8 protein-coding genes are annotated in these 11,245 nt (G+C 50.4%); all 8 read right to left on the reverse strand.

The features are described 5' to 3' along the window. Positions 1-70 precede the first annotated feature (70 nt). Positions 71-520, reverse strand: coding sequence for a cupin domain-containing protein (locus EXZ61_RS19005; protein ID WP_142813367.1), 450 nt, complete (start codon positions 518-520; stop codon positions 71-73). Between the two features lie 236 nt (positions 521-756). Then, on the reverse strand, positions 757-1,734 hold the full coding sequence (locus EXZ61_RS19010; protein ID WP_168224822.1) for a hypothetical protein: 978 nt from the start codon (positions 1,732-1,734) through the stop codon (positions 757-759). A gap of 97 nt (positions 1,735-1,831) precedes the next feature. Beyond that, entirely contained in the window at positions 1,832-2,560 is a 729-nt protein-coding gene (locus EXZ61_RS19015; RefSeq protein WP_142813371.1) for a glycosyltransferase family 2 protein, read from the reverse strand. 387 nt (positions 2,561-2,947) lie between these two features. Beyond that, the gene (locus EXZ61_RS19020; protein WP_142813373.1) at positions 2,948-3,589 is read right to left on the reverse strand and encodes a hypothetical protein; all 642 of its coding nucleotides are present in this window, start codon (positions 3,587-3,589) and stop codon (positions 2,948-2,950) included. 57 nt (positions 3,590-3,646) lie between these two features. Continuing rightward, positions 3,647-4,129 carry an acyltransferase gene (locus EXZ61_RS19025; protein ID WP_142813375.1) on the reverse strand — a complete coding sequence of 161 codons (483 nt, stop codon included), beginning with the start codon at positions 4,127-4,129 and terminating at the stop codon, positions 3,647-3,649. Between the two features lie 44 nt (positions 4,130-4,173). Continuing rightward, on the reverse strand, positions 4,174-5,556 hold the full coding sequence (locus tag EXZ61_RS19030) for an HlyD family type I secretion periplasmic adaptor subunit (RefSeq protein WP_142813377.1): 1,383 nt from the start codon (positions 5,554-5,556) through the stop codon (positions 4,174-4,176). Beyond that, complete coding sequence (locus EXZ61_RS19035) at positions 5,529-7,673, reverse strand: peptidase domain-containing ABC transporter (protein WP_142813379.1); 2,145 nt, start codon at positions 7,671-7,673, stop codon at positions 5,529-5,531. The genes EXZ61_RS19030 and EXZ61_RS19035 overlap by 28 nt, the downstream gene beginning before the upstream one ends. Positions 7,674-7,801: 128 nt before the next feature. Further along, positions 7,802-11,185 carry a heme utilization protein gene (locus EXZ61_RS19040; protein ID WP_142813381.1) on the reverse strand — a complete coding sequence of 1,128 codons (3,384 nt, stop codon included), beginning with the start codon at positions 11,183-11,185 and terminating at the stop codon, positions 7,802-7,804. Between the last annotated feature and the right edge of the window lie 60 nt (positions 11,186-11,245).

Genomic DNA, 11,245 nt, shown 5'->3' on the forward strand with positions numbered 1-11,245 from the left:
TGATACAAATACTTCTCTCAGGTCATAGTAGCAATCGGTATCCATTCATAAAGTGACATAAGAAGCCAATTCACACGCTTGATGATTTACACGACACGGATTGCTCAAATGAGAAGGTCTGATAGTCCCTACCCAGGTAGGGACCATTTTTAAACTCAAGAAGCACTGTGTCAGCCTTGACACAGTTCAGGGCATGCCCGCCGGCAAATGTGATGAGTAGTTGCCCTGCATGCAACTCATATTTGCCCATGAAACCTTGGTCTTCATCAAATAGCTGGACCTCTATGCATCCACGAAAGACAAACCAACATTCTTGCGTTCTGACGGGTATCGTCATATGGGTGGTCCGCAATTCATGCGCATGCGGCCCGACCTGCTTGCCATTTACGAGGCGGATGATTGAAGCCTGCAAGAGTTGATCAGGCGATGTGAGATCCTGTCTCACTTCATCTACTTGATTGACATCAGCGATCACATGAAGTACTGCTTCACTATTGTGCTTTGAGAAAAATTTCAGCATATTGAAAACTCATTCCATTGCAAGTGAGGCGATGTACCTCATGTCTACGACACAGATAGTTCGCCAAATTTGATACGTGCCATTCCAAAATTGCAATTCACGTTCGCCCCAATCGGCTCACAAATAGCCTAAAGTTCATGACTCAATGCCGCCGGTCACCACCCGAAGCCAATGCCGGATACCCACTGACAGCAGGACCGATAAGCGCTTGCACCATTCCCAGCATCAAAGCAAGACTACATTTTTAAACCACAATGATCAAGAACACGAGCTACGTTCTTTTCAAAAATTGACGGACTGAAAAAATCAAGTCCTGAATACTGGGTTGAGAGACCTTTTGTAAAATCAATACTAAATTCATCAAGGGGTTGAAAATAGTTAGCGGGTTCGAGTCCTACAATATTTCCTATTTCACGATGCGCACTAATAGAGGACACATATACACGTTTTCCCAGCAACAATGCTTCACAAAATCCACGATTTTGAGTCGCCAAACAGGTTGCAGAAACATAGACATCGCAAGACGCCAGTATGGCAATAGCTTCGTGCGGCGGAACTCTTCCATAGTAAATACTGCTAACAACACTTGAATTAACGTCTACCTCTCCCCTTTGTGCACCGACAAAGTGAATTTCCAGCGGAAATGCGGAGCCTTTAAAAAAGCCTTCAATTCTCTCTAAGCACCGATAGTCTTCTCGAGGATCGATAACGCAAATTTTGTACGCTTGCCCAGGCGAATGATCTGTAGTCTTTGTGCTCTTCACTCCATCTCGGATAATTATCGGAGAGAAAAAATGAAAGGAATTTTTCAATTCAATAAAACTCGACCATTCTTGACGAGTTGAAGCTGATGGGAACATGATTGCATCAGCATACGATACCGCTGGCACATCGATATCCCTTCGCCAGCCAATATCTTTAAGATAAGGGCTTTCATGAATCCATGCAATTATTTTTGACGTAGTCTTATAGCGAGGTATATGCCTCACTGTCACTATGGAGTTGAAAATAGTCAAGTCATATTCATCAAAAACCACTGGCCCTGTTATAAGACGTGCTCCGGCTTCCAAAAATGAGTGGCCTAACCCAGCATCAGAACTTAACGAAATAACATCAACATGGTGGCCTGCCGATGTCAATGCCCTTGCAAACTCGAGAAGCGCCAATGGCGCACCTGAAAATGAAAGTTCATGTGTGACAGCAAGTATTTTCATATTTACGCTAGGGCTAGGATGGCTTACTTGAATAGCTGCATTAGCAATATAATTTAAAGATAAACAATACAAACAGCAAATAAATGGCCCAGCAAAGCTAGACCTTGATAGATAAAACCCTCTCCATAGCATGCTGAAGCATGAACGTCTTCAACTTCAGAAAGTCTAAATCTCTCTCTAACTTTTTATCCGTATAAATTTGCTTGTTGTTATCGATGCGATCTCGCTCTAACCGCTCTTGGTGTGTTACATCAATGGTTGCTTTGTTCAGAACAAAGTGAAGATGCTCTGTGACGATCGGAATGTAAACGCGGCGATTGAGCATGTTTGCAACGTCATTGATCCACGTGTCACACCAATCCGCGCTGAAGTAAGGCGGCAATAAATAACCCACTGTATTCACCCAATTTCTATGCAAAAATCCGTGAGTTCCAAAACGATTTGCATGCAAACCATCATCACCATGCAAAAACATAATTTTGTCTTCCACTGCTTCAAATGCATCCCAAACTAGCTTATCCCAATTTTGCGTATTAAACACAATGTCGTCACCACACACCATAAGAATTTCTGCCGTAGCAAGATTTGCACAATGATTCCACATGTGGCTCAATTTTATTTTTGGACCGGTAATCGCTTTGACATTCGTTGCCCCATGAACTCTCATTAACTCGACCGCCATTTCTTTTGAGGCAAGATCATCAAAGTCCAAGTAAAAAACAAGCTCAACCTGCGTTTTATCATCGCACGTAGAAAAGGCACTTTCCACCAACCTTTGCATGCTAGTGGGCCGTTTGTAGCTAGGGCAGCAAATTGATATTTTCATGGCATTTAAGTCTTCACAAAAGAGGAGGCGATGAATACCGACCAAGCGTTAGATATTGCGCGAAACGTCTGCCAACGCTGTTTCACTATCACCGATTTGAGCTACCCTCAGTTTTTAACTAACTCGACGAAGGCACAGCAGCGCACATTTCAGCGACAACACTAGGCTGATTGAATCGTCTCAAGATACCGTACTAGCCAAAGCGATAAATCTGAAAAAAGAGGATCTGAATGCATCAAAACTGGTGTTATCGAGAGGCACAGATCCGATTTACGCGCTGGCTCATCTCCACACGCGCCTCAGTGCAGCTTTAGATGCCACATAGACAAGGCCCCGCTCCCAATAATGACAAGCACTCAGTCAAGGGCTGTTGATCAACTGATCATGCTAGGTTGTTTTTACACCCAGCCATTTCTTTTCGAGGGTCTCTCTAAATTCGGAATATCTCCCCCAACAGTAGCCCAGCTTGCTCACGGTTGCGGAGTGGTGCCTTAACTTCTCTAAGGGAAATTCAGGGCTATACAAAGTGTCGCGCACTTCACCCGCCTCAATGTGCAAGGTGTAGTTCTTCTTGCCATATTGGCGGTTCATCTGCGCACAGTAGTCTTCCACATACAAGTGGTATTCCCCGAAACCTACCGTGTCAAAGCGTGCAGGTGCACTTTTCTTCACCACGATAAAGCAGCAGTCCAGGGTATCAACCTCGTAAATGCCAGCGTTCGTTGACCACCTGTGTGTGCCAGCAGCATCAACACCCACCATACCCAATACACCAAAGTCAGAGGCAAAATCAATGGTGCGCTGTATGCACGCCAATAGATTAGGCGGAAAGCTGACGTCTTGGTGCGTCAGTATCAAGTACTCCGTTTTACAGGCATCCAACAAATCGTTGTAGTTTTGAGCTGGGTAATTGTGATCAGACGTTGATAGCACATCACATTCACCTTGCAGGTTCGCCAAGCTATAGCCGAGATAGCGCTCGTGAGTTTCAGGGCTGTGCCGGATGTACCCAATGCTAAAGCGCTTCATAACTCACTCTCTCTGGTGCTAATCACAGGAATGCTGGGCGTCATAGTCATTGCGCTACTAGCCACCTAAGGCACGAATACGTGCTGCAGCGCCATAAACTAATGCATGGTCGGGCACATCTTTGGTCACTACGGCACCCGCGCCAACACGTGCATATCGACCGATGGTGAGCCCCGGCAATATCACCGCACCCGCACCAATAGATGCGCCTTCCAAAACCCGAGTCGCCAAGAATTTCTCTGGGTATTGCTTGGAAACTGGCTTCTTATCATTGGTAAACGTGACGTTAGGCCCAACAAACACATTGTTATCGAGGTGAATACCATCCCAAAGGTAGACCCCGCACTTAAGCGTGACGTTGTCTCCAACCGTCACATCATTCTCAATAAAGCAGTGGCTATTGATGTTGCAGTTCGCACCAATGCGTGCACCCGGCAAGACCACGGTGAACTGCCATACCTTGGATCCAATTCCTATATTGTCAGTTTGGCAGTCAGCCAAGGCATGAACAAAATAGGCAGCAAGTGCGCCGTTCGCCATCTACATTCCTTTATGCATGTTCAATCACGAAGCATACGGTACGCTCACCGTGGCTCTCGTGCCGCTTCGTCTAAGCCTTTGGTGATCGGCCAAGCCAAGTAAGAGATGATGGACTTCTTGTTCACCACAATCTCGGCGGTAAGGCTCATGCCCGGGAGCAGCCGTGCGCCCTCCAGCATACTTTTCAGTTCCGTGGACTCCAGTGTGATTCGGGACATGTAATAAGTTTCTGCAGCGCCCTGACTTGCGTTGTCTCGGCGGAAAGCATCCGGGCTCACTGTACGCACTTTCCCATCCAGCGTGCCATGGCGTTGGAATGGGAAAGCGGAAATCTTTAAGTGCACGGGGTGATCCATGCGGATGTAGCCTACATCACTCGCGTCCACGCGCACCTCAGCCTCTAGTTTCACATTCAGTGGTACCAGCGTAAAGAACGTTTCTGCCTCTTTCACGATCGCCCCGGGTGACAGCTTTGCGATGTCCAACACAATGGCATCTTCAGGCGCCACCAACGTCACCAATCTATGACGCTTGTCAGCCTTGAGCAGTTGCTCTTTGAGTGCATCGCGCTCACGACTAATGGTGAGTAGCTCTTCCATGGTCTTTTGACGCCAGCCTTTCTCAAACGCAATTTTTTCGGCCTCGAACGCTGCTAGCTCCCGCAGGATTTCTTGCTCCCGACTCACCACCAGGTCCAAGTCTCTCTCCACCTCTTTGCTGCGTTGTTGCGCCTCAAGCAACTGCATAGGCGCACCAAATTTCTGTGCCACCATTTTTTCTTGCATGGACTCCAACTCTTTGATGGACTTCAAACGCGAGGCCACTTGCCTTTGGTCATTGCGGTTAGTGGCAAGTGCTGCACGTAGCTTCGCAGAAGTCTCGGCGAGCTTGGATTGTTGCGCGCGGTAATTGGCTCTGCGCTCAGCAATCAAACTGGCCTGTAGTTGGTCATCTTCAGTGGCAAGCGACGGGTTAGAAGCAGGCTGCCCTGATAGCTCTTGGCTTAGGCCCTGCGCTTGAGTCTCCAAGCTATCCAATTTATGCCGCAATTGGTTTTCGTCAGCCTGAATAAAGGTGGCGTCCAAAGTCGCAAGCACATCCCCCTTTTTCACGACCTGTCCAACGCGCACTGGCACGCTTTGAATAATCGAAGACTCCAGCGGCTGCACCACGATGTTGGGCAATGGGTTAATCAAACTACCTTGCGCCAAGACCACCTGGTCGAGCTGGGCCAGGCTAGCCCAAACACCAAAAGCAAGCACGCACGCGATCAGTACGTGCATTGTTCCTTGCGCCAAAGGCGGAACAGGACTGCGCTCGATCTCATCTGCATCGGGCAGATACTCAATGACCGTCTTGCCTTTGGAAGCCTTGCGTGGCGACCAGAAAAACAAGCGCGCTAAATATGACTTGTTTGCTGATTCCATAGCTGCTGGTAAGTTTCACAACGTGTGAGAAGTTCTGCATGTCGGCCGCTATCCACGAGCTTGCCTTGTTGCATGACAAGAATGGCATGGGCATTCACCAGAGTCGAAAGTCGATGTGAAATCATGACGACGGTGCGCCCCACTGCAATCCTTGACAAATTCTTGATGAAAATCGCCTCACTCTCAGGGTCCAGCGCACTGGCAGCTTCGTCCAAGACGAGTATGCGGGGCTTACTCAAAAGCGTGCGTGCAATAGACAATCGCTGCTTTTGTCCGCCAGACAGGTTAGACGCGTTTTCTTCCAACATGGTGTTGTAGCCCTGCGGCATACGCTCAATAAATTCTGCGGCCCCAGAAGACTCTGCTGCGGCTACGATTTCCTCAAACGTGGCCTCTGGCTTGGCTGCCGCAATGTTGTCGCGAACTGAGCCGCGAAACAAGAAGTTCTCTTGCAAGACCACGCCAATTTGGCGTCGCAAGTGCGGAAGCTCAATCTCACGCGCATCGGTTCTATCGAAACGAACAATACCTTCTTGCACGTTATAGAGACCTTGAATGAGCTTGGTCAACGTGGTCTTACCCGAACCACTGCGCCCCACAATGCCAACGACTGCCCCAGCAGGTATTGTTAGGCTAGCTCGATCTAGTGCAGTGACTGAAGAACCTGGGTATCTGAAAGTCACATCTTCGAATGAAATTTCTCCGGCAAGCTCAGGGCGTAACCCACCCGCACTGGCTCGCCCTTCTGGCTCTCTGTCCATGACCCCGCCCAGCATGCGCACCGACAATGCAGTTTCTTGGTACTCATTGACCAGAGAAACGATCGCAATCAAGGGTGCCATGACACGGCCAGACAACATTTGAAAGCCAATGAGCGCCCCCACAGACATTGTTTTGTCAAATATCTCTTGCGCCCCAATGAAAATGATGACCACTGGCAAAAGCTTGCCCAAGAAGTCCGTGATGGCATTGCCGGTAATAGCCATCTTGCCCACCCGAAAGTGCATGTTGATAGCTTGCGCAGATCGCTGGTCCCACAGTCGTCGCTGTGCGGGCTCGATGGCAAGCGCCTTGACGGTACGCATGCCATGAATGGTCTCTACCATCATGGACTGGCGTTCACCCTCCGCTGCATACAGGTCATTGAGACGCCTCTGAAACATGGGCACCATGCCCATCACTATCCCACCAATCAGCATGGTGAACACAAGGGTAATGAGTGCAAGCTTGACCGAGTACGTAAACAAGATCGGCAAGAAGATAAAGAGAGATGTAGCGTCAATGGCTGTAAAGAACATGCGGCCCGTCAAGAACGCGCGTATCTTTTCCACTTGCTGCATGTGCCGCGTAATCACGCCTGCCGTCGTGGTTTCAAAGTAGTCTATCGGGAGTGACAACAAATGTGCAAAGGTTCGACGCGTCAAACGCATGTCAATTTTGTTGGACGCAGAGAGAGTTAGCAGCTGGCGCAAGAAGCCAAACATGGACTCAAATACCAGAGCAACCACTACGCCGATGCCCAACACCCATAAAGTGGACTCACTCTGATGCACAAGCACCTTGTCGATGACCAGCTGAAAAAACATGGGTGACGCTAGGCCCAAGAAATGGAGCGCCACAGCGGCAATTGCAATGTCGCGTAGCGCGGCCTTTTGCTTGAGTATCTCGGGAATGAACCATCTAAAGCCGAACGGTTGCTTCTCGTCAGCCGCGGCAAACAAGCGCTTCATTAGAAAGACATCGCCCTTCCACTTGGAGCAAAATTTCTCTTTATCAATCAACAGGACTTCGGTAGCGTTGTCCGCTAAGGGATTGAGCACTGCAACCTGACCGTCACCCTTTGCTGATGCGGCCATCACAATGACGCAATTGTTGTCCGTCATTCGCGCTATCAAGGGGAACACACCGCCTTGAGCCTGCAAACCAGCCCATGTGAACTTGTCCATCTTGGCCTTCAGGCCAATGTCTGCGGCAATGCGCAACACCGTAGCAGTGCCAGGCTCTTCCGAACCCAACGCGTAATCCTCAATGAGGCGCTCTGGGTTGATGGCTAAGCGATGATGCTGCGCAATAGCAGCAAGGCACTGTATGGTGGTGTGTGGAAAGCGATCTGCCATTGTTGATCATCCCCTTTTGGGAATCATCATTTCAACATGGCAAGCTAAGAACCAATTCAGTCAAATGGTGCGGGATTGCCGCGCTTATTCCACTCTGATTGACCAGACGATGGGTATTTCACCGCATGCTAAGTCTTAGCGTTGGTCTTGGAGTCCGGCACCACCATACCGCTCGAATGTGCGTTCGGCCCTAGCTTGAGTCTTGGAGTTCCATCCGTATCGGACAGCAGTGTTTGCTGAAGGCGTACCTGCCCGTAACCGTCAAACTGTTTGAGCGCGTCCGCCATATTGGCAACCGCCAAGGCGGTAGGACCATCTACTTGAGAGCCGGAAGGGCTAAGCGCCAAAGCCATTCCTTGCGCTGAAGTGGGCAAGGCATCCATATCGAAGGAGCCAATCGCCTGGGCCAAGCTGCTGACTTTGCTGCGCAAATCATCTTTGGTCTCCATCGAGGCTTGCGACTTAGCTGCCACAGGAGGCGCTGTCGCCAACAATAAGTCCGGCGTGCGTGGCAAGGCATCCGCTAATGCCAGTCGGGGCGGCTGTGCAAGTTGAACTGGAGGATCCACTGGCTTGAGCGCCGCAATGGCTTGGTCAACGGGAAGGGCCGGGTTAGGCGTGGCAATCGCCAGTGAGGGTGCCGCATTGGGCTTACTGCGGTTGGCCACGAACCAAACATCCGCAGCGGCATGGCTGGTACCATCTTTGGTCTCATAGGTCGAGGTGAGGCCCAAAATATTGCCATTGTCTTTGGCAGATCCCGCTTGTGCATTCAGGTTTATTTTGACAATACCTAGAGATGACAATGACTTCATTTCACCGGCTTGCGTGACACCATCCGCGTTGCCATCCACCCAAACCCGCAAGTCCGCGTACAGCGCATCTTCACTGCTAATGGCACCGTCGTGATTGGTGTCGAGTTCACGCAATGCAGCATAGCCATCTGTCGCTTTCTTGCCGTTAGCCAGCTTGGTCGACGAACCAAACAGCTCAGCCCCATCGTTCACCAATCCATCATGGTTGCGATCCAATACCAGCAGGCCGTCTCCACCGCTCACCCAACCGGTGTTGACGGAGTTTCCGTCTGCAAACAAATCAAACTTAACCCCAGCTCGGATACTCATCGTTCGCACCCCATCGCCATTCAAGTCCAAGACGATGGGCGTACCTGTGTGCAACTGGGAGAAGGCGTCCGTAGTAAACGCGGGGACTTGATCGGTCGTCAGCGCCTCCACTTGCAGCGTGCTTAGCACCCACGCTTGGTCCGACGTGATGACGCCTATTTGGCGAGTCGTGAGCGCAGACAAGTCTTCTGTTTCAATAGCCCTGACTTGGTCCGTCGAAAGTGCCGCAATAGCTGCCGTTGAGAGTGCCTGTATCTGGGTGCTTGAAAACGACACAATCTGATCTGTGGTCAGACTCGCTATCTGCGCAGTACTCAAGGCTGCCACCTGCGCGGTGGTGAGTATGGGAACAATCAAAGGCAGCAAGGGCAAGACCGCCGCCTGCGCCGTCGTCAAGGCCGCGTTTTGGGCAGTCGTAAGCGCAAACACTTGGTCCGTAGTTAGGGCTGCCACGTCGGTCGTGGTGATCGCTCGAACCTGCTGGGTCGTGAGCGCAGCAATGTCCTGTGTTTCTATGGCCCTCACCTGACTGGTCGACAAAGAAGCAATTGCAGAAGTAGACAACGCCGCAATTTGATTGGTTGTAAACGCGACGATTTGATCTGTAGTGAGCGCAACCACTTGGCGCGACTGCAAGGCAGCTACGTCCACTGTTTCAATCGCCACTATTTGTGAAGTGGTTAAGGATTGAACGCCAGACGTGCTCAGCGCCCTCACCTGTGCCGTTGTCAGCGCCGCAATATCGTTGGTCTCAATGGCCATCACCTGGCTCGTAGACAAAGATCCTATCGCTGAGGTACTCAACGATCCGACTTGTAAGGTAGTCAATGCAACGATTTGATCGGTCGTCAAGCTTTGTACTTGGCTTGTCGTAATAGCTGCGACCTGGCTACTTGTGAGAACTTGCAGTTGATCCGTGAGCAAAGTCGCGATATTGGCAGTGCTAAGCGCAGCCACCTGTTGGGTTTTCAACGCTTGAATATCAGCAGTTTCAACTGCGACGATTTGGTCTGTGGTGAGGGCTCCAATACCCAAGGTCGAAAGGGCTTGGAACTGCGTGGTGGTAAGCGCCACCACTTGATCAGAGCTAAGGGCCGCAACAGTCGCCGTGCTAAGTGTCGCAACTTGGCTGGTCTTCAGCGCTTGAATGTCAATGGTTTCAATAGCTTGCACTTGGGTGCTAGATAGTGCGCCTAACGCCGTGCTGCTCAAACTCTGAACTTGCAAAGTGGTTAACGCAACAACTTGATCGCTTGTCAAGACTTGAATCTGGTTCGTTCTCAAACCGCCGATCTGCACACTAGACAAGGCTTGCACTTGGTCAGTTAGCAGCGCCGCCACGGATGCTGTACCCAAGGCAGAAAGCTGTTGCGTTCTCAGCGCTTGTATATCTACTGTCTCTATGGCTTGCACCTGGTCTGTACTAAGCGCTGCAACAGCCGCAGTTGAAAGTGCCTGCACCTGATTGCTAGTCAAGGCCACGACTTGATCGGTGGTAAGCGCCAACACAGCAGATGTATTCAAGGACGCGACCTGGTTCGTCTTGAGCGCCTGAAGATCATGGGTTTCTATCGCATAAGACTGCGCACTCGTCAACGCTGCCACTGCGGAAGTAGACAGCGATTGCATCTGAGCCGTGGATAGCGCAATCAGTTGGTCTGTTGTCAGCGCACTGGCTTGGGTGGCCGCAAGCGCAGCAATGTCCTGGGTCTGAATGGCCTGAATCTGCACAGTACTCAAGGCAGCAATGCTGGAGCTCGAAATTGCGCGCACCTGTGCGGTGGTCAGCGCAGCGATGTCTTGTGTCTCAATACTGAAAATTTGATCTGTCGTGAGCGCTGCAACCGCACCTGTGGATAGCGCGGCAACCTGCGCCGTACCCAAGGCCACAATCTGGTCTGTGGACAAAGCCAGGACTTGTCGGGTTTGCAGAGCAGCCACATCCACCGTTTCGAGGGCGGCTACCTGACTGGTCAGCAAGGCTCCAATACCTGAAGTACTCAGTGAACTCACTTGCTGGGTCGTCAAAGCCACCACCTGTGTGGTCGACAAAGCGGTCACTTGTGAAGTGAGCAGACTTGCAACATCCATCGTGTTGACAGCCTGAATCTGCGAAGTGGTGAAAACAGGAATTTGACTAGTGCTAAATGCCTGAATCTGGTCGGTCGAAAAAGCAGCGATTTGCGCCGTGGTCAGTGCAAGTATGTCATCTGAAGTAAGTGCCGCAATCTGGGCTGGTGTCAGGACAGGAACTGGCACAGGCACTGGCACTGGTGCACGGCCCACCAAACTCTCAAGCAGCCCCCCAACACTGAAAAAAGAGTTGACGTCAGCTTTGAATAAGCTAAATCCCAGCAGTCGCTCAAACAGAAAATTTAAGAACCACATGATTTAGATATCCACATGTGGAGCGCGCTGCTGGGCATAGAACTTACATGGTGTTTCTCT

It is taken from the genome of Rhodoferax aquaticus (genome assembly GCF_006974105.1).
GTDB lineage: Bacteria > Pseudomonadota > Gammaproteobacteria > Burkholderiales > Burkholderiaceae_C > Allorhodoferax > Allorhodoferax aquaticus_A.